Raw genomic sequence first — 17,627 nt, 5'->3', positions numbered from 1 at the left:
ACTCACGTTCGTCACCGCCCGAACTTGACCGGCCCGAAAACCGCGTGACCGGGAACTCCGGCCTTCGCGGTCTTCCCGGCCACCGGCACGCCGAGTACCCAGAGCTGTCCGGTGGCGGCGATGTTGGCGGCGAGCGAGGGATCGGAACCGCCCGCCCGCACCGAAACCTCGCGGCCGTCCGGCAAGACCGTCCGGCCCTTCACGGTGACCATGCCGAAGAGGTTGGCCGACGCCGGTCCCGACACCACGAACAGCTCGGTCCATCGTGGTTCGGGCATCGGCCTGGACAGCACGAGCGCCGCGATGGCGAGGCCGATCGTCGCCAGCAAGCAGAGACCCGCGAAGACCTGCGCGTCCAGCACGAGGACGCTGCGCCGGACCGGGAAATCGATGGCCACCCAGACCGAGAAGGCAGCCGCCACCAGGGCGAGCGCTGCGGCGATGAGGTAGTACGACGCCAGTAGCCGTCGTTGCAGCGAAAGCATCCGTCCCGGCGAGACCGGCTCCGCGCCCAACGGCGTCGAGCCCTTCGGCGGAGCGTCGCGGAACGAGCCGCGCCGGGCGGCGATGACGCCGGGAAGCATGACGAACCGGCCCAGCACCCACAGCCTTCGCTGTGCCGCGAGTTGTGCGCGAAGCGGGGCAGGCAGCTGTACGACCAGCCAGCGTCCGTCGAGCGGCACGCTCACCTTCGCACCGGCGACGACGGCGCCGTCGAGCCCGTTCACCAGGCGGAACGGGTTGTGGACGAGCTTCCGCATCGACAAGGATCCGGCGACCGCGAGTAAGCCGTAGTAGACGGTAACGGGTGCCATGTAGACGAGAAGGAAGACCGGCACGGCGATCCCGAACCGGCCCTTGATCAGCAGGACGGCACCCAGCACGACGAGCAGTCCGGTGGTGAAGGCCAGCGTGCCCGCGGTGGCGGCCGAACGGTCGAGCGTGTTCACCAGGATCGGCATGTTCTTCGCCGGAATCCCTTCGGGTGGTTCGAGCACCCCGATTCTTCGGTCTTCCACCTGGTCAACGTATACGGGTGAGCGGGAACGTGATCGAGACTACTTCCGTTCGACGCGTAAATCAGGTTAGGCTCACCTAACTTAGGAGGTGAGCCGTGACCACACCCACGTCCATTCGCCGCCCGCCGGCGCCGAACCCCGCGGAACGAGCGAAGACGATCGCCACCCGCAACGGACCGGCGACGCTGACCCCGACCGCCGAACAGCGTGACCAGCCAGGACAGTACGGCCGCGCCATCCCCGTCCTGCACCACGTGCACACGAGCGGCAGCGTCAGCATCCTGCTGCCGGACGAGCACCACCTGGTGAAACGCTCGCACGAGGCCCAGCGCGGCGAGCTCGCGGTGATGGTGGAGCTGACCGACCAGGCCCCGGTCGACCTCCGCGAACCCGTCCGCGGGCTGCTGTGGATCACCGGCTGGCTCCGCCCGCTCTCCGAGGTCTCCGCCCGCGCCCGCGCGGTCACCATCGCCGAAACCCGGCCGGACGAGCGCCTGCTCGACGTCGGACACGGCCTGACGCTGCTGAGGCTGACCCCGGCGTCCCTGGTGCTCGCGGACGCCGAGGGCACCCACTCGCTCCGGCCGCATATGTTCAGCGCCGCGCCGCCGGATCCGTTCCACGACTACGAGGCGGGCTGGCTGCGGCATCTGGAGACCGATCACGCGGACGTCGTCCAGCAGCTCGCCAAGCATGTCCCCACCGCACTGCGCGGCGGGCGGATCCGGCCGCTCGGGCTGGACCGCTACGGGCTGCGGCTGCGGGTCGAGGCCGAATCCGGCGACCACGACGTCCGGCTCGCGTTCTCGCGTCCGGTCGACGGGCCGCCGCAGCTCGCGGCCGAGATCCGCCGCCTGATCGGCTGCCCGTTCTTTTCGGAGGGTTAGGCCAGTTCCGCCGGGAAGCCGCCCTTGGCGATCGGACCCCAGGATTCGATGGTGACGCGGATGATGCTCTTACCCTGCTTCACCATCGCTTCGCGGTACTCGTCCCAGTCGGGATGCTCCCCCGAGATCGCGCGGAAGTAGTCGACCAGCGGCTCGACCGAGTCGGGGAGGTCGAGGACTTCGGCGGTGCCGTTCAGCTGTACCCACCGGTCGTTCCACTCGTCGGAGAGGACACAGGCGGACACCTTCGGCTCACGTCGGATGTTGACGACCTTCGCGCGCTTCGGATACGTGGAGATGACGAGGCGGCCTTCGCCGTCGACGCCGCAGGTCACCGGCGAGAGCTGCGGGCCGCCGTCGGCCTTGGTGGTCATCAGGATGGCGCGGTGGCGGGTGGTCAGGAAGTCGACGAGCGCGGCACGGTCGACGGTTTCGTTGGTCGCGATGCTCCTTGGCATGACTCGACGGTAGCGTGCCGACGATCACCCGGCCGGGGCTGAAGGGAACCATGCCCGCATGTCATGCGGCGAAGGCTCCCTTTACCGCATGTCATGCGGCGAAAGCGTCCTTCAGCTCTCGAAAGGCGGCAAGGTAGCGTGCGGCGGATGAGCTGGCTGCGTCCCGAACGCCCGGCGCTGCCGGAATTCGTGGAAGATCCGGCGCGCCGCCGCGCGATCGTCATCGAACTGGTCGTCGTCTTCGGAATCACCCTCGGCCTGTCCGGGCTGCGCAGCCTGCTGTCCCTTGTGGACTCGCTGCTGCAGCCGGTTCCGCTGGCGCAGCAGCAGGCCCAGCTCAACGTCCCCCAGGCGACGCTGAGCCTGGTCGATCTGCTCAAGCAACTGCTGAGCGCGGGCCAGCTGGTCGGCTGGGGCGCGCTCGGGCTGTACCTGTTGTGGCGTGGCGGGATGAAACTCGCGCAAATCGGGCTGGACCGGCAGCGCCCCGGCCGTGACATCGCCACCGGCCTCCTGCTCGCCGCGGCGATCGGGATCCCGGGGCTGGGGCTGTACTTCCTGTCCTACAGCCTCGGGTTCAGCCTCTCGGTGCAACCGTCCACTTTGGGCGAGACGTGGTGGCGACCGATCACGTTGACGTTGTCGGCGTTCGGGAACGCGTTCGCCGAAGAGGTACTCGTCGTCGCTTACCTGCTGACCCGGCTGCGGCAGCTCGGGCTGCGCGAGAACACCGCACTGGTCGCGTCCTCGGTCCTTCGCGGCTCTTATCACCTGTATCAGGGCTTCGGCGGTTTCGTCGGCAACGTCGTGATGGGCCTGGTGTTCGGCAGGCTGTGGCAGAAGACGAACCGGCTGTGGCCGCTGATCGCCGCGCACACCGCGCTCGACTTCGTTTCGTTCGTCGGATACGCGCTGCTCAAGGGGCGAGTTTCCTGGCTTCCCTAGCTACTGTGAACCGGTGATTGACGAGACGACTCCACCCCGAGTTGACAGCGAAGTCGGCCCCCTGCGTGCGGTGCTGCTGCACAGGCCCGGCAACGAGCTCAAAAGGCTCACGCCTCGCAACAACGACCAGCTCCTGTTCGATTCCATCCCCTGGGTGGACCGCGCGCAGGAGGAACACGACGCGTTCGCCGAGGTGCTCCGCGGCCGCGGTGTCGAGGTACTGCTGCTGGCCGACGCGCTGCGCACGGCGCTCGGCGACACCCGTGCCCACGCCGCCGGCGTGCACGCGGCGGTCGACGAGCGACGGCTCGGCGTCGACCTGGCCGATTCGCTGCGTTCCCATCTGTCGAGCGTCTCCCCCGAGGTGCTCGCCGAAGTACTGATGGCCGGGATGACCTTCGAAGAACTGCCCGCCGCCGAGGGGGTCTCGCTGGTCCGGCTTATGAACCACCCGAACGACTTCGCCGTCGATCCGCTGCCGAACCTGCTGTTCACCCGTGACTCGTCGGCGTGGATCGGCGACCGCGTCGCGGTGTCCTCGCTCACCATGCCCGCCCGTGTCCGCGAGACCGCGGTACTGGACCTGATCTACGCCTATCACCCGTGGTTCCGCCACGCGTCGCGCGCGTACGGCGCGCATTCGGCGCCGATCGAGGGCGGCGACGTCATGCTGCTCTCGCCGGGCGTCCTGGCGATCGGGGTCGGCGAGCGGACCACCGCGGCCGGCGCGGAATCGCTGGCGCGGTCGGTGTTCGCCGACGGGATCGCGCATACCGTGCTGGCCGTCCCGATCCAGCAGACCCGCGCGACCATGCATCTGGACACCGTCTGCACGATGGTCGCCGCCGACGCCGTCGTCATGTATCCGCTTTCCCGCGATTCGCTCACCGCGTTCACCATGCGGCCGACCGACGACGGTTCCATGAAGGTGGAAGGACCGGCACCATTCCTCACCGCGGCCGCCGAAGCGATGGGAATCGACCGGCTTCGCGTCATCGACACCGGACTCGATCCGGTCACCGCGGAACGCGAGCAATGGGACGACGGGAACAACACGCTCGCGCTCGCCCCCGGCGTCGTCGTCGGCTACGAACGCAACGTGGAAACCAATGCCAGGCTTGAGGATGCGGGCATCGAGGTACTGGCCATCACCGGCTCCGAACTGGGCTCCGGCCGCGGCGGGCCGCGCTGCATGTCGTGCCCGATCCGACGCGAAAGCATCTGAAACAGAAATTAAGTAAGCCTTCCCTAATTGATTTCCATTGATTAGGGAAGGCTTACTTAATTGAGGTGGACCTAGTATTGGGAATACTAACCTAATAGGGGGTAGATCACCAGGTAAAAGTGGAAATCGAATAGCGGATCACGTATTGTCGAATGCATGGCCCTCATCAAGAAGCAACCGCGCTCGAAGTTCTATGAACTGCTGCAGGCGCAGATCCACAACGAGTTCAACGCCTCCCAGCAGTACATCGCGCTGGCGGTCTGGTTCGACGCCGAGGACCTGCCGCAGCTCGCGAAGCACTTCTACAAGCAGTCCGTCGAGGAGCGCAACCACGCGATGGCGCTGGTCCAGTACATGCTGGACACCGACCACCACGTGGAGATCCCCGGCACCGGCGACGTGCGCAACACCTTCTCCGACGTCACCGAGCTCATCGAGCTCGCGCTGCAGCAGGAGAAGGACGTGGCGACCGACATCCAGCAGCTGGCCAAGGCCGCCCGCGACGAAGAAGACTTCATCGGCGAGCAGTTCACGCAGTGGTTCCTCAAGGAGCAGGTCGAAGAGATCTCCCAGATGTCCACGCTGCTCAACATCGTCAAACGCGCCGACGGCAACCTGTTCGAGGTGGAGAACCACCTGCACCGCGAGTCCATCGGTGACAGCGGAGCCGACTCGGGGATGCCCCCGGTCGCGGGCGGGGCGCTCTGACGCACTGACCGCTCTCCCACCACACGGAAAACCCGGGCCCTCCCCCTTGGAGCGGCCCGGGTTTTCCGCGTCCGGGACGGCTCAGCTGAACTGGCAGCCCTGGTCGAGGCTGGTCAGCAGGATGCTGACGGCGGATCCGTCTTTGGACACGAAGATGCGGTACGCGCTCACCGCGCCGGCGGGCGCGACGTAGGCGGCGCCGTCTTTCGTGCTGCCGGGATAGGCCGCGAGGATCTCCGCCTCGGTCGAGCCGACCCCGATCCCCTCCGGCGTGTGCACCGTGCCTGCCGGGTTGATGACGGTGATCCCGTCGCGTTCGGTCAGCGAAACGGACGTCGGCCCCGGAACGGCGGATCCTTCCGCGTAGCCGTACGTGCAGGCTCCCCGGACCTCCTTCGTCCGAAGCGGCCCGACGGCGGCCTCGGCCTCGGACTCGCTCATCCCGAGCCGGAGCTTGCCGAAGCCGGTGGCGGTCAGCAGCGCGCCCGTGGTCACCTTGCCCTGCGCGGGCGGCTTCGTGGCCGCGGTGGTCTTCGGCGGCTTCGCGGGCCCATCGGGGGCCGTCGACGGCGGCGGCGTGGACACCTGGCTCGTCGGCGGCGCCGACGAGGACACCGGTGGTGCCGGGCTCGCCGGCCCCGGCGGCATCAGGCTCGGCGAAGACGCCCCCAAGCTGAGCTGATCACCGGGGAAGGCCGCGCCGTTGTCCGTGTCGTGGATCGTGAAGACCGTGAGCCCGCCACCCAGCATGACGACCGCGGCGGCCATCCCGGTCGTCGTCTGCATCACCTGACGGCGGCGGCGACGACGCTTGGCGCCCGCCACGATCGTTTCGGGATTCAGCGTGGACGACGCGCCCAGCCGCTCGTCTGAGAACAGGTCGCGCAGCTTCTGCTGCACATCCTCCTCGGACATGTTCATCCCGCTTCCCTCCCTTCACCCTTGGGCTCGATCAACGCCAGCTTCGTCCGCAACGACGTGATCGCCTTGCTCGCCTGGCTCTTCACGGTGCCCTGGCTGATGCCGAGCGAGTCCGCGATCTCCGCTTCGGACAGTCCCTCGTAATAACGCAGCACCATCACCGCTCGTTGCCTCGGCGGCAGCGCCCGTAACGCCTGCCACAGCGGCTCGTGCTCGAACGGGTCGGACTGGCTGTACGGCTGCGTGTCCGGCAGGTCGGCGACCAGGTTCTCCCGTTTGGTCCGGCGCCACCGGCTGACATGCGCGTTGGCCATCGAACGGCGGATGTAGGCCATCGGATCGCCGGTCTTGTGCTGGACGTAGGACCAGCGGGAGCCGATCTTCTCCAGCACCGTCTGGACCAGGTCGGCGGCGTCGTGCGGATTCCCGGTGAGGGCGTGACCGTACCTCAGCAGACCCGGCAGGCTCGCCCGCACGAAGTCGCCGAAGTCGGTGAGCTCACCCGGCACGTCCCTCCCTCGGGTCTCGCCGGACACCCAGACATCCGTCCCCGAGATGACCGTCGCGGCAGCGGTCACCGTATCGCCTCCTCCCGGGGTCACTCGGCCAGGATCAGCCGGCTCACCTCTCCCGACACGCATGGCCGCCCCCGCAGGTTGTCTCTTACCGCGAACTAGTTCGAGAGACGCCCATACGGATGAGGAGTTGCCCGCCTCAACGTCTCGACAAGGAGTCGGGAATTCTGAACGAACCGTCCCCCCGAACAGGGAATTCGTGTACGGCCACCACAGCGTTACGCGGGATCGGTCCGTACACGTGCGGGAACTGGATCCCGGCCGGATGCGGCGGGTCGCCGTCCTCCCAGACGACGGGCGCGCCGACGAGCGCCGGGTCGATCTCCAGCAGCACGAGATCGGTGCGGCCGGGGAAGACGGCGTTGGCGGGGATATGCGCGGTTCCCGGGTCCGAGCAGTGGATGAAGCCGTCGGAGTCGAGGGACGGAGCGATGTAGACGCCGCCTTCCGGCACCGCCGCCCAGTCGTCCCGCGCGCAGATATGAAGGATCACGCGACCATCCTGACGCATTTCGTCCTCTGGACGCGGTGATCGCGACTACCGCAGCCAGAGGACGAAAACGCGAGGGGTCAGCGGATGGTGAGCTGGCGGCCGATCAGGCCGTCGCGCGAGCGGCGCTCGGTGGCGTTGAGCGGCTCGGTGTCGAGGGACTTCAGCGCGGCTTCGAGCCGGACGCCGAGCTGGTCCTTCGCGTCGGCCCATTCGCGCGCGTGGGCCTCGGGGTCGAGGTCCCACACCGGGACGAGCAGTCCGTGCGCGCGGAACGAACCGGCGTAGCGGGAGCCCTCGCCGAGGTTCAGTTCACCGGCCGCGGACAGCCGCGCAAGCGCTTGCAGCAGCAGGTTCTCCGGCTCGGGGCGGACCCAGCGCAGATGCGCCTTCTCGCCGGCGAGCACCCAGTACGCACCCGCGCCGAGGCGTTCGGTCGGCATGATCGCCGCGTTGGCGCGCTCGAGGGACAACGCCACGTCGCCGCTGGCGTCGGCGTCCTCGGGCAGCCACCAGGCGAAGTCGTTGTAGAGCGTGACGTCGAGTTCGACGCCCGTGTCGAGCAGGTCCTGCAGACGGGCCTTCTCGTCGGCGGTGGGCGGCGTCGTGGTGTCCGGCACGGACAGGACGTCACCCTCCTTGGCGTCCAGTACCCACTGGAGCGCGCGGCCGAGGTCGCGGCTGATGTCCGAAGACCGGGTCTGCACCTGCATCCCGACGTAGCGCTCGCCGTCGGAGCGGACGAACGCGGCCGCCGCCATCGGCAGCACCGTGCCGAGGGTGACCTTCTCGTCGGAGCCCGCCAGCTTGAGCGACGCCGTCGCCGAGGGCACGAACTCGCGCAGCGCGATCAGCTCGGTCTCCGCCGCGAGACCCTCGAAGGGCTGGCCGACGAAGACGTCGCGCACCTTCGGCTTGCGGTCCGAGGTCGTCTTGGGACCCTTCTTGCGCGAACCCTTGCCCACGTCAGCCTCCTCAAAGCTCGGTGGGAACGCTATCGCGGGAAGGGCGGAGGGCTCGTAAGACCCCCGCCCTTCCCGCGTGCGATCAGGACCGCGAGGCCGGACGACGGCGGAGCATCAAGGCCCCACCCGCGCCGGCCACCCCGGCTCCGGCCATCCCGGCGATCAGCCAACCGGCGGGAGCCGGCTCCTCGACCGGCCCGCCACCGGTCTGCGGAGCACCGGCGGGAACCTTCGAGACCTGCTTGGCCGCCTCCTTCTTGACCGGCTCCTTCTTGGCGGCCGGGACGACCTTCACCGTCGCCGCGGGCTCGACGGTGTCGCACAGCATGACGAAGAGGTGCTCACCAGGCTTCACGCTGGGCTGGACCTGGTAGGTCACCTTCACGTCGGTGCCGCCGTCGCGTTTGACCGACTTGTCCGAGACCTGCTCGAACCCGTCGGGGGCGATGATCGAGAAGCCGTGCGGAGTGACGCAACGGCCCTGCGCGGTCACCTTCCCGCCGGCCTCGACGGTCTTCGGTGACACCCAGAACTTGGTGCCCTTCGGCTTCTCGGGTGCCTCGACCGGTGCTTCGGTGGCGAACGCGGTCGCGGGCAGCAACGCGAGAGCTGCCGCGGTCAGACCGGCGAAAAAGGCATGACGAATACGCATGGAAATACCCCGGTTCTTTTTGCTGAATTACCCCAGACAGAAACGACTTCCGGGCTCGAAGGCCACGGAATCCCCTTGCCGTCCCGCGCTTCCGCGTTCCGACACCCCTAGAGACGCCGAGGCCGCGGCCAGGTTCAGTGGGGTTGGTAACGAATAGATCGCGCAGGACACCCGTCGTCCCCGAAGTCGACCGGATAGGCCGGTTTCAGCGGCCGTTCGGGTATCACGGAAACGTGACTGAAAACGGTTGTCATCATCCGGACGATCTAATCACGGGTGATCAGCCTGCCGTTTTGCCCGTCCCGCACCGAATACTCGGTCAGGACGCCGACCGGCGTCGTCGTGCGGAGAAGGGATCACAGATGAGCACCTCCAAGCGCCGGGCAGCGCTGGCCGCGTTCCCCGTGGCACTCGGGCTGATGCTGGCCGGGCCCGCGATGGGTACGGCCTCGGCCGCGCCGCGGACCGAGGAAGGCGATCAGGCCCGCCACTGCCTGCTGCTGTGCGTCGGCCACCACCACCATCACCATCACCACCACGGTCTGGGCCTGCACCTGGGGCTCTGGCTGCATCTGTGATTCCAGCGCCGCGCCGGGACGGTCGGCCCCGGCGTGGCGCGGTTACAGTCGGGTCGTGTTCGACCTTCGCGATCCCGCCTTCCTCGCCGATCCGTATCCCGCCTTCGCCGCGTTGCGCGAAACCCGCGAGGTGCACCGTCACGAGGGGCTCGGCATCGCCGTGGCGGTGTCGCACGCCGCTTCGGCCGCCGTCCTGCGGCATCGCGGGCTCGGCCGGATCTGGCAGGACGCGCTGCCGGTGGAGCGGTTCGCGTCGTTCAACCTGCTGCACCGCAACTCGCTGCTGGAGAACGAGCCGCCCGCCCACACCCGGTTGCGCCGGGTGATCGCGGGCGCGTTCGGGCGCGGGCACGTCCAGCGGCTACGGCCGATGGTCGCCGAACTCGCGGACGGCATGGTCGACAGGCTCGCCGCCGAGATCGCCGAAACCGGTTCGGCCGATCTGCTGGCGCATCTCGCGCAGCCGCTGCCGGTCGCGGTCATCGCGGAACTCCTCGGCGTCCCGGTCGGCGACGGGCCGCGCATGGTCACGTGGTCGAACCACGTCGTGAAGATGTACGAATACGGCCTCGCCGAAGAGAAGCGCGACGCCGCCGAAGCCGCCGCGGCGGAGTTCGTCGAGTACCTGCGCGACATCGCGAAGCAGCGCGCGAGTTCCCCTGGCGACGACATCGTCAGTGATCTGCTGCGCGGCGAACTCACCGAGGACGAACTGGTCGCGACCGCGGTCCTGCTGCTGATGGCCGGGCACGAGGCGACGGTGAACGTCATCGGGAACGGGGTCAACGCGCTGCTGACCCACCGCGACCAGTGGGAGCGGCTGGTGGCGTCCCCGGAGCTGCTCGACCCGTGCGTCGAAGAGCTGATCCGCTTCGACGCGCCACTCCAGTTGTTCGAGCGGACGGCGACCACCGACGTCGAGATCGCCGGATTCCGGGTGGCCGAGGGCGAGAAGATCGGCGCGCTACTGGGCGCCGCTGCCCGGGATCCGCAGGTGTTCGACCGGCCGGACACCCTCGACATCGGCCGCACACCGAACGCGCATCTCGGCTTCGGCATGGGCATCCATTACTGCGTCGGCGCCCCGCTCGCACGGGTGGAGATCGCGGCCACGCTGCACTCGCTGACCACGAAGCTGCCGGGATTGGAACTGGCCGAGCAGCCCGAACGGCGGCCGGAGTTCGTGATCCGCGGCCTGCGCTCGCTACCGGTCACCACGGGCTAGGGGTATTCGACGACGACCTCGTAGAGGGCGGCGTTGGGCGTGGCCACCTCCGCGGCGCGATCGGTCGAAGCGCGGAACGCCTGGTTCTTCCCTGCCGCTTCCCAGGCTTCCCGGCTGTCGTAGTGCGTGATGTTGATCAGCTGGAACCGCGAGTGGAGAAGTTGCGTCAGCGCACTGAAGAGGCCGGACGCTCACGCCGGTCCGGATCCGGAGCCCCGTCCACCTTCAGCACGCGAAGCAGGCGAAGCTGCTTCTCCTCCACAGGCGACAGAAGACCGGACATCCGCTTCACGAGCAGCGCCGTCACCACGGCCAGTCCCGCCGCGGCCAGATCGGTCAGCGCGACCAGCATGACCCCGTCCGCCAGCGCCTGGACGCCATCGCGGAACCGCCAGACGATGACGAGCCCGAGCAGCACCCAGTTGACCACCCAGGCACCCCACCAGACGAACACGAGCCGCGACGGCTTCGGCCGCGCTTCCCGAGCCCGGCGCAGGACGGTGTGTTCGAGTTCGGCGACGATCGGCAGCACCATGATCAGGTTCACCACCGGCGCCAGGACGAACGTCAGCACCTGCCACTGCCTTCTCGGCGGCGTCTCGCCGGAGGCGTCCGCGGCGGCTTGGCGGGCCACGAGCAGCCACCACACGGTGAGCCCGGACGGCAGCAGCGAAAGGATCGTGGTGAGCAGACCGGTGGTGATCACGAAGCTGTCGGAAACCGTGACGACGGAGGTCGACAACGCCGAGTCGCGGCTCTGCACGAGCAGGACATAGCGCCAGATCTCGGCGGCCGACGCGGCGAGCGCCAGTGCGGCGAAGGTCCAGAGCACCGGCAGGAGGCTGCGCTTGATGACCCGGAGCCGTTCGAGGGCGGTGATCCCGCCGGACGCCGTGCCGGGGACCGCGGTCGGACGGCGCCAGACCAGGTTCGGGAAGCCCCACCGAGGCGGGACCGGGTAGGACGGCGGCCCGGAGTAGCGCTCGGCCACCGGTTTGCGCCTCTGCGGCCAAGCACCGGGAGGCGGCGAAGCGACCCAACGGAGGCGATGCCGCGGGGGCTGGTGCCGCGCCTGGTGCGTCGGCGCCGGACGCACCGGCGGCACCGGTGTCCTCGGCGGATAGTGGCCTGGCTGCACGGTTACAGCACTTCGGGTTCGACGCCGGGATGGTCGCCGACCATCGGGCGTCCCTCCTGCTGCCAGGAGCCCATCCCGCCGGCGACGTTCACCGCGTCCCAGCCGCTCGCGTTGAGCCACGCGGCGGCGCGGGCGGACCGGCCGCCACTGCGGCAGATCACGTAAACCGGCTGGTCGTCGGGCAGCTCGTCGAGTTCGCCGACGCGCGAGGGCAGTTCACCCATCGGGATGTGCTTGGCCCCCGGGGCGTGCCCGGCGGCCCACTCGTCGTCCTCACGGACGTCGAGCAGCGCGACACCGTCCTTGGGCAGATCACGGACGGCGACGGTCGGGATGTCAGCAGGGCTCACCACCCTGCCATCCTCCCATCCCGCCCCGTTGCGCGCGCGTGAAGAAGGACTCAGTGCTTGACGGCCTTTTCCGCCCCGGCGCCGGTGAGGGAGCGGACCTCCATCTCGGCGTACTTCTTCTGGTTGTGTTCCTTGGACAGGACCGTGCCGAGCCAGCCGAGGAAGAACGCGACCGGGATCGAGACGAGGCCGGGGTTGTCGAGCGGGAACCAGTGGAAGTCGACGCCCTGGATCATGGAGGCGCTCTTGCCGGTCTTCGGGTCCACAGGCTTACCCGAGACCGCGGGTGAGAAGACGATCAGCAGGACACAGACCGCGAGACCGCCGTAGATGCTCCACAGCGCGCCCTGGGTGTTGAAGCGTTTCCAGAACAGCGAGTACAGGATCGTCGGCAGGTTCGCCGACGCCGCCACCGCGAACGCGAGCGCCACCAAGAACGCCACGTTCTGGTTCTTCGCGAGGATCCCGCCGACGATGGCCACGGCCCCGATCACCAGTGCGGTGATCCGCGCGACGCGGACCTCGCTGTCAGGGTCGGTCTTCCCCTTCTTGATCACGTTGGCGTAGACGTCGTGCGCGAACGACGCCGACGCCGTGATCGTCAGGCCCGCGACCACCGCGAGGATCGTCGCGAACGCCACCGCCGCGATGAACCCGAGCAGCACCGGACCACCCAGTTCGAGCGCCAGCAGCGGCGCCGCCGAGTTGGTCGTCCCGGGCGCCTTCGCGATCACGTCCGGGCCGACCAGCGCGCCCGCGCCATAGCCGAGCACGAGGGTGAACAGGTAGAAGATGCCGATCAGCGCGATCGCCCAGACCACCGAACGGCGCGCGTCCTTCGCCGTCGGCACCGTGTAGAAGCGCATCAGGACGTGTGGCAGACCGGCGGTGCCCAGCACCAGCGCGATGCCCAGCGACAGGAAGTCCAGTTTGGTCGTGCCGGTCTTCCCGTACTGCTTGCCGGGGCCGAGCAGCGCTTCACCGGCCTTGCCGCCCTTGTCGACGGCGGCCTGGAACAGGCTGGAGAGGTTGAAGCCGTACTTGCCGAGCACCCACAACGTCATCGCGAAGGCGCCGGCGATCAGCAGGACGGCCTTGATGATCTGGACCCAGGTGGTGCCCTTCATCCCGCCGATCAGCACGTACAGGATCATGATCACGCCGACGACGGCGATCACCAGGTCCTGGCCGAGGCTCCCTTCGATGCCGAGCAGCAGGTTCACCAGACCGCCCGCCCCCGCCATCTGCGCGAGCAGATAGAAGAACGAGACGGCGAGCGTGGAGATGGCGGCCGCCGCGCGGACCGGGCGCTGCTTCATCCGGAAGGCCAGCACGTCGCCCATGGTGAACTTGCCGGTGTTGCGCAGCAGTTCCGCGACCAGCAGCAACGCGATCAGCCACGCGACGAGAAAACCGATCGAGTAGAGGAAACCGTCGTACCCGTTGATCGCGATCGCACCGGCGATACCCAGGAAGGACGCCGCCGAAAGGTAGTCACCCGAGATGGCGATCCCGTTCTGCGGACCGGTGAACGCGCGTCCCGCGGCGTAGTAGTCGGACGCGGTCTTCGTATTCCGGCTCGCCCGGAAAACGATCACCAGTGTGATCGCGACGAACACCGCGAAAATGGTGATGTTGAGCGCCGGGTCGCTGCCCTGGACACCCGCGGCCAGGGTGCTCATCGGCCTGCCCTCTCGACCTCATGCCGGATCTTGTCGGCGAGCGGATCGAGTTTGCGGTTGGCGTACCGGACATAAAGGCCGGTGATCACGAAGGTGGACACGAACTGCAAGAGGCCGAAGACGAGACCGACGTTGACGTTGCCGAAGAGCTTGGTGCTCATGAAGCCGGCCGCGTAGTCGGCGAGCAGCACGTAAAGCAGATACCAGACCAGGAACAGCGCCGAGACCGGGAAAACGAATACCCGCAGGCGTCGTCGCAGCTCGGTGAATTCCGGACTCGCCTGCACCTTTTCCCAGTCGGATTCCGGTTCTGACCCGAGGTCTTGATCGGGGTCGCTCACGTCGGACCTCCCACCTGCCGCAACCATTCGGTGATTTCGTTGTCACGGAAGATCATGCCCCTTATAGGGCGTGAAAGGAGCAATCCATTTGAGTGAACGGTACGACTCTGAGTAGAGGGGTGCCGCACGAACGGGTGAATTACTTCCGGTGTCGGCCCTTGCCCGTGGTCCGCGTCTTCTCCTCGGCCTGCCCGAACCGGGCGACCGCGCGATCGCGCATGAAACCGAGCGGATCGGGCGCGTGCAGGCGCAGCATCACGCCGTGGACGTCGTCCGGCCGCCCGTATCCGGTCGCCCGGCTCACCACATAGGTGGTCAGGAACGCCGACGGCACGGTGATCAGCGCGGGCTGGTTCAAGAACCACGGCGCCCAGCCGCCGGTGTACTTGCTGACGACGTTGGCCACCAGCGCGGCCAGCACCAGGCCGCCGCCGACGAGCATCCCGGCCAGTGCGCCGGGCCAGCTGAGTTTCCGCCACCAGACCCCGAGCAGCAGCAGCGGGCTGAACGTGGACGCGGCCAGCGCGAACGACATCCCGACCGAAAGCGACAGGTCTTCCGACGGCAGCAGCACCGCCAGCGCGAACGGGATGATCGCCACGATCGCGGTCGCCACCCGGAAATCACGGACCCGGCCGGGCAGTACGTCGGTGGACACTACCCCGGCGATGCTCACCAGCAGACCGGATGAACTGGACAGGAACGCGGCGAACGCGCCCGCCGCCGTCACCGCGCCCAGTATCTGCCCCCAGAGCCCCGGCAGGACCGCGGACGGCAGCAGGAGAACGGCGGCGTCGGTCTTCCCGGTCACCAGCAGTTCCGGGACGTACATCCGCGACAGCGCGCCCAGCAGCGTCGGGAACAGGTAGAACAGCCCGAGCAGCAGCAGGACGTGCACCGTCGTGCGGCGCGCGGCCTTGCCGTCGGGGTTGGTGTAGAAGCGGACCAGGACGTGCGGCAGGCCCATGGTCCCGAGGAAGGTCGCGAGGATCAGCGAATAGACCTGCAGCAGATCGGTGAGGCTGCCCGACCCCGGCCGGAGCCAGTCGCCGTTGGACGCGGGCGCGTCGCTGACCACCGGGACCGGCGTGCCGGCGGTGAACTTCAGGGTCGTGCCCTTGGCGACCTTGTGCCCGGCTTCCGGGGACCACACCGCGAACCCGTTGGCCCGCGCGCCTTCCACCTGGCCGTACGCCTCGAGCACGGTCACCGAGGTGACCTTCAGCGTGACGTCGGTCTGCACCTTGACGGTGGTGTTCTCGGTGAACGTCGGCGGGGCGGGCTGCCCGAGCGGACGGGCACTGCCCGGCCCGCCGGAGCTGAGGAACACGATGCACAGGATGAACGCCGGCAGCGCGATGGAGAACAGTTTCAGCCAGTACTGGAAGGCCTGGACGACGGTGATGGCACGCATCCCGCCCGCGATCACGTTGAACATGACGACACAGGTCACCAGGATCGCGCCAGCCCACGCGGGCACGGGCAGGATCGTCGCCAGGGTCAGCCCGGCGCCCTGCAACTGCGGGACCATGTAGAGGATCCCGATGAACACCACGAACGCCGTCGAAACCCGGCGCAACATGGTCGAACCCAGCCGCATCTCGACGAAGTCCGGCAGCGTGTAGGCGCCGGACCGGCGCAGCGGCGCGGCGACGAACAGCATCAGCGCCAGATAGCCCGCGGTGAAACCGATCGGGAACCACAACGCGTCGGCGCCGTCCTTGAGCACGATGCCCGCCACGCCCATGAACGACGCGGCGGAGAGGTACTCACCGGAGATCGCGGCGGCGTTGCGCCGGGAGCGCACGGTCCGGCGGGCGACGAGGAAGTCGTGCGTGCTGACGGCCGACCTGGAGGAGCGATGCCCCAGGTAGAAGGTCAGCACCGCGACCAGCACGATGCCGGCCACAGCCCACGGATTCAGCGCCACGGCACGAATCCTCGCATGTGCCGCTCCGCAATCAGTTCTCGATCATGTCAACGAAGTCGCGTTCATGGCGTTCGGCGAGCCGGTTGTACCAGAGCCCGATGCCGAACAGGAACGGAAACGGTGCCACGCCGAGGATCAGCCAGGGCACGGGAATACCGAGGACGGTCACCCTGCCGAAGGACGGGACCAGGTAGAACAGCACCGGCAGCGAACACAGCGTGACCATCACCAGCAGCGCCAGCAGGGCGGCCGTCCGCAACTGGATCTTCACCAGATCCTTGACCAGGAGTTTTCCCCAGCTGGTCTGCTCTTCGAGTTCGACCCTGGCCCGCAGGGTGCTCGTCGCCTGCCGCGGATCAGCGAGGATCACCCGCTGCCGCTTGGGTTTCGCGTGGTGTTCGGGCTTCGCCTGTTCGTGCTTGGGACCGGACGGGGCTCCGGGCACCGGCTCGACGGCGGCGCCTTCGGGCTGCGCCGGTTTCTTGTGCCTGCCCTTGCCGAGGGTCGGGTCCGGTTCGCGGACACCGTTGACCCGGCGATAGAAGTCGTCGGTCATGTCCCGCGGCTACGTCGACCGGTTGGCGCCGACGAGCCGGTCCTTGAGCGCGCGGGTGTGGCGGCGGCTCACCGGCAGCACCTTTTCTTCGTTGCCGATGACGACCTGGTAGCCGCCCTGCCCCATGCGCAACTCGGTGATCAGCGGCAGCGAGACCAGGAACGACCGGTGGATCCGGACGAAACCCGCCTTCTCCCAGCGCTCTTCGAGCTGCGCGAGCGGGATGCGGACCAGGTGGCTGCCGTCGGTGGTGAACAACCGGGCGTAGTCACCCTGTGCTTCCACCCAGCGGACCGAGGACCGCGGGATCAGCTTGGTCGTACCGGCGAGTTCGACGGGGATGACCTCGTCGTCGTTCTTGACCTGCCCGAGGCCGGTGGCACCGGGCGGCGGCGCGGCGTTGGCGGCGAGTTTTTCCATCACGCGCGTGATCGCACGGTCGAGACGATCCTGCTGGTACGGCTTGAGCACGTAATCGAGCGCGCCGAGGTCGAAGGCGTTGACCGCCTCTTCGGCGTGCCCTGTCACGAAGACCAGCGCCGGAGACGGGCGCAGCGCGGCGAACACGCGGGACATCTCCATCCCGGACAGGCCGGGCATGTCGATGTCGGCGAACACCGCGTCCACGATCGGCAGGCCACGCGCCTTGCGATCGCCGAGCCTCGGGTCGTCGGTGGACAGCAGGCGCAGCGCCTCCGAAGCATCGATCGCCGGGAAGACCAGGGCGACGTGCGGGCTGTTCCGGAGACAGTGAACGAGTTCGTCTAGCCCTTTGGGCTCATCGTCCACCGCAAGGACAATGAGCTTCCGGGTGTCATCGTGAGCACTCACAGTGAGTCGCATAATGCCCACTACCGGGTTCCGTGTCCAGCCCGCTGCCCGAAAGTCGAACGAAAAGGACGGCACCGCCCACCCCCGCGCCTGGGGTGGCCGGTGCCGTCATCTTTCCGGTGGCACGAACCGCCTAGCCGTGCCACGTCTC

The 17,627-nt window shown here is 68.2% G+C and carries 20 protein-coding genes; 6 read left to right on the top strand and 14 right to left on the bottom strand.

The window, feature by feature from the left end; all coding sequences use genetic code 11:
* Positions 1 to 11 precede the first annotated feature (11 nt).
* Entirely contained in the window at positions 12 to 1,019 is a 1,008-nt protein-coding gene (locus ACZ5ZX_RS02940; RefSeq protein WP_465500373.1) for a hypothetical protein, read from the bottom strand.
* 95 nt (positions 1,020 to 1,114) lie between these two features.
* Between ACZ5ZX_RS02940 and ACZ5ZX_RS02935 the strand changes: the two genes are divergently transcribed.
* Positions 1,115 to 1,906: a DUF2470 domain-containing protein gene (locus tag ACZ5ZX_RS02935; protein ID WP_465500372.1), complete on the top strand. Its 792-nt coding sequence runs from the start codon at positions 1,115 to 1,117 to the stop codon at positions 1,904 to 1,906.
* On the opposite strand, the gene ACZ5ZX_RS02930 is transcribed toward ACZ5ZX_RS02935, so the two are convergent.
* Positions 1,903 to 2,364: a PPOX class F420-dependent oxidoreductase gene (locus ACZ5ZX_RS02930; protein ID WP_465500371.1), complete on the bottom strand. Its 462-nt coding sequence runs from the start codon at positions 2,362 to 2,364 to the stop codon at positions 1,903 to 1,905. The genes ACZ5ZX_RS02935 and ACZ5ZX_RS02930 overlap by 4 nt on opposite strands.
* A gap of 147 nt (positions 2,365 to 2,511) precedes the next feature.
* Here ACZ5ZX_RS02930 and ACZ5ZX_RS02925 point away from each other — a divergent pair, with 147 nt between their 5' ends.
* From ACZ5ZX_RS02925 to ACZ5ZX_RS02915, 3 genes are all read left to right on the top strand, one after another.
* Positions 2,512 to 3,309 carry a CPBP family intramembrane glutamic endopeptidase gene (locus tag ACZ5ZX_RS02925; protein ID WP_465500370.1) on the top strand — a complete coding sequence of 266 codons (798 nt, stop codon included), beginning with the start codon at positions 2,512 to 2,514 and terminating at the stop codon, positions 3,307 to 3,309.
* Between the two features lie 13 nt (positions 3,310 to 3,322).
* Positions 3,323 to 4,534, top strand: coding sequence for an arginine deiminase (locus ACZ5ZX_RS02920; RefSeq protein ID WP_465500369.1), 1,212 nt, complete (start codon positions 3,323 to 3,325; stop codon positions 4,532 to 4,534).
* 156 nt (positions 4,535 to 4,690) lie between these two features.
* Positions 4,691 to 5,242, top strand: a complete 552-nt coding sequence (locus ACZ5ZX_RS02915; RefSeq protein ID WP_465500368.1) for a ferritin — start codon at positions 4,691 to 4,693, stop codon at positions 5,240 to 5,242.
* A gap of 81 nt (positions 5,243 to 5,323) precedes the next feature.
* Here ACZ5ZX_RS02915 and ACZ5ZX_RS02910 read toward each other — a convergent pair whose 3' ends face one another.
* From ACZ5ZX_RS02910 to ACZ5ZX_RS02890, 5 genes are all read right to left on the bottom strand, one after another.
* Positions 5,324 to 6,157, bottom strand: a complete 834-nt coding sequence (locus ACZ5ZX_RS02910; protein WP_465500367.1) for a hypothetical protein — start codon at positions 6,155 to 6,157, stop codon at positions 5,324 to 5,326.
* A 2-nt stretch (positions 6,158 to 6,159) separates the two neighbouring features.
* The gene (locus ACZ5ZX_RS02905) at positions 6,160 to 6,672 is read right to left on the bottom strand and encodes a SigE family RNA polymerase sigma factor (RefSeq protein ID WP_465501021.1); all 513 of its coding nucleotides are present in this window, start codon (positions 6,670 to 6,672) and stop codon (positions 6,160 to 6,162) included.
* 205 nt (positions 6,673 to 6,877) lie between these two features.
* Positions 6,878 to 7,231 carry a DUF952 domain-containing protein gene (locus ACZ5ZX_RS02900; RefSeq protein ID WP_465500366.1) on the bottom strand — a complete coding sequence of 118 codons (354 nt, stop codon included), beginning with the start codon at positions 7,229 to 7,231 and terminating at the stop codon, positions 6,878 to 6,880.
* Between the two features lie 77 nt (positions 7,232 to 7,308).
* On the bottom strand, positions 7,309 to 8,193 hold the full coding sequence (locus ACZ5ZX_RS02895; RefSeq protein WP_465500365.1) for a DUF5926 family protein: 885 nt from the start codon (positions 8,191 to 8,193) through the stop codon (positions 7,309 to 7,311).
* An 82-nt stretch (positions 8,194 to 8,275) separates the two neighbouring features.
* Complete coding sequence (locus tag ACZ5ZX_RS02890) at positions 8,276 to 8,845, bottom strand: hypothetical protein (RefSeq protein WP_465500364.1); 570 nt, start codon at positions 8,843 to 8,845, stop codon at positions 8,276 to 8,278.
* A gap of 362 nt (positions 8,846 to 9,207) precedes the next feature.
* Here ACZ5ZX_RS02890 and ACZ5ZX_RS02885 point away from each other — a divergent pair, with 362 nt between their 5' ends.
* Positions 9,208 to 9,423, top strand: a complete 216-nt coding sequence (locus ACZ5ZX_RS02885) for a hypothetical protein (RefSeq protein ID WP_465500363.1) — start codon at positions 9,208 to 9,210, stop codon at positions 9,421 to 9,423.
* A 55-nt stretch (positions 9,424 to 9,478) separates the two neighbouring features.
* Entirely contained in the window at positions 9,479 to 10,648 is a 1,170-nt protein-coding gene (locus ACZ5ZX_RS02880) for a cytochrome P450 (protein WP_465500362.1), read from the top strand.
* 166 nt (positions 10,649 to 10,814) lie between these two features.
* Here the strand turns inward: ACZ5ZX_RS02880 and ACZ5ZX_RS02875 are convergent, their stop codons facing one another.
* From ACZ5ZX_RS02875 to ACZ5ZX_RS02845, 7 genes are all read right to left on the bottom strand, one after another.
* A complete protein-coding gene (locus ACZ5ZX_RS02875; RefSeq protein WP_465501020.1) occupies positions 10,815 to 11,753 on the bottom strand; it encodes a DUF4328 domain-containing protein in 939 nt (312 codons plus the stop codon).
* Positions 11,754 to 11,788: 35 nt separating this feature from the next.
* On the bottom strand, positions 11,789 to 12,139 hold the full coding sequence (locus ACZ5ZX_RS02870) for a rhodanese-like domain-containing protein (protein ID WP_465500361.1): 351 nt from the start codon (positions 12,137 to 12,139) through the stop codon (positions 11,789 to 11,791).
* A 47-nt stretch (positions 12,140 to 12,186) separates the two neighbouring features.
* Positions 12,187 to 13,818 carry a solute symporter family protein gene (locus tag ACZ5ZX_RS02865; RefSeq protein ID WP_465500360.1) on the bottom strand — a complete coding sequence of 544 codons (1,632 nt, stop codon included), beginning with the start codon at positions 13,816 to 13,818 and terminating at the stop codon, positions 12,187 to 12,189.
* A complete protein-coding gene (locus ACZ5ZX_RS02860; RefSeq protein ID WP_465500359.1) occupies positions 13,815 to 14,159 on the bottom strand; it encodes a DUF485 domain-containing protein in 345 nt (114 codons plus the stop codon). The genes ACZ5ZX_RS02865 and ACZ5ZX_RS02860 overlap by 4 nt, the downstream gene beginning before the upstream one ends.
* Positions 14,160 to 14,298: 139 nt before the next feature.
* Entirely contained in the window at positions 14,299 to 16,089 is a 1,791-nt protein-coding gene (locus ACZ5ZX_RS02855) for a sodium/solute symporter (RefSeq protein WP_465500358.1), read from the bottom strand.
* A 31-nt stretch (positions 16,090 to 16,120) separates the two neighbouring features.
* The gene (locus ACZ5ZX_RS02850) at positions 16,121 to 16,645 is read right to left on the bottom strand and encodes a hypothetical protein (protein ID WP_465500357.1); all 525 of its coding nucleotides are present in this window, start codon (positions 16,643 to 16,645) and stop codon (positions 16,121 to 16,123) included.
* Positions 16,646 to 16,654: 9 nt separating this feature from the next.
* Positions 16,655 to 17,488 carry a LytR/AlgR family response regulator transcription factor gene (locus ACZ5ZX_RS02845; RefSeq protein WP_465500356.1) on the bottom strand — a complete coding sequence of 278 codons (834 nt, stop codon included), beginning with the start codon at positions 17,486 to 17,488 and terminating at the stop codon, positions 16,655 to 16,657.
* Positions 17,489 to 17,627 lie beyond the last annotated feature (139 nt).

It is taken from the genome of Amycolatopsis sp. NPDC033938 (genome assembly GCF_055575975.1).
This window is presented reverse-complemented; position numbering and strand designations above follow the sequence as displayed.

Excerpts from the sequence above, each read along its gene's own strand:
- ACZ5ZX_RS02915 (WP_465500368.1), top strand. The coding sequence starts at position 4,691 with ATGGCCCTCATCAAGAAGCAACCGCGCTCGAAGTTCTATGAACTGCTG.
- ACZ5ZX_RS02925 (WP_465500370.1), top strand. The coding sequence starts at position 2,512 with ATGAGCTGGCTGCGTCCCGAACGCCCGGCGCTGCCGGAATTCGTGGAA.
- ACZ5ZX_RS02910 (WP_465500367.1), bottom strand. The coding sequence starts at position 6,157 with ATGTCCGAGGAGGATGTGCAGCAGAAGCTGCGCGACCTGTTCTCAGAC.
- ACZ5ZX_RS02930 (WP_465500371.1), bottom strand. The coding sequence starts at position 2,364 with ATGCCAAGGAGCATCGCGACCAACGAAACCGTCGACCGTGCCGCGCTC.
- ACZ5ZX_RS02865 (WP_465500360.1), bottom strand. The coding sequence starts at position 13,818 with ATGAGCACCCTGGCCGCGGGTGTCCAGGGCAGCGACCCGGCGCTCAAC.
- ACZ5ZX_RS02890 (WP_465500364.1), bottom strand. The coding sequence starts at position 8,845 with ATGCGTATTCGTCATGCCTTTTTCGCCGGTCTGACCGCGGCAGCTCTC.
- ACZ5ZX_RS02845 (WP_465500356.1), bottom strand. The coding sequence starts at position 17,488 with ATGCGACTCACTGTGAGTGCTCACGATGACACCCGGAAGCTCATTGTC.
- ACZ5ZX_RS02850 (WP_465500357.1), bottom strand. The coding sequence starts at position 16,645 with ATGACCGACGACTTCTATCGCCGGGTCAACGGTGTCCGCGAACCGGAC.
- ACZ5ZX_RS02885 (WP_465500363.1), top strand. The coding sequence starts at position 9,208 with ATGAGCACCTCCAAGCGCCGGGCAGCGCTGGCCGCGTTCCCCGTGGCA.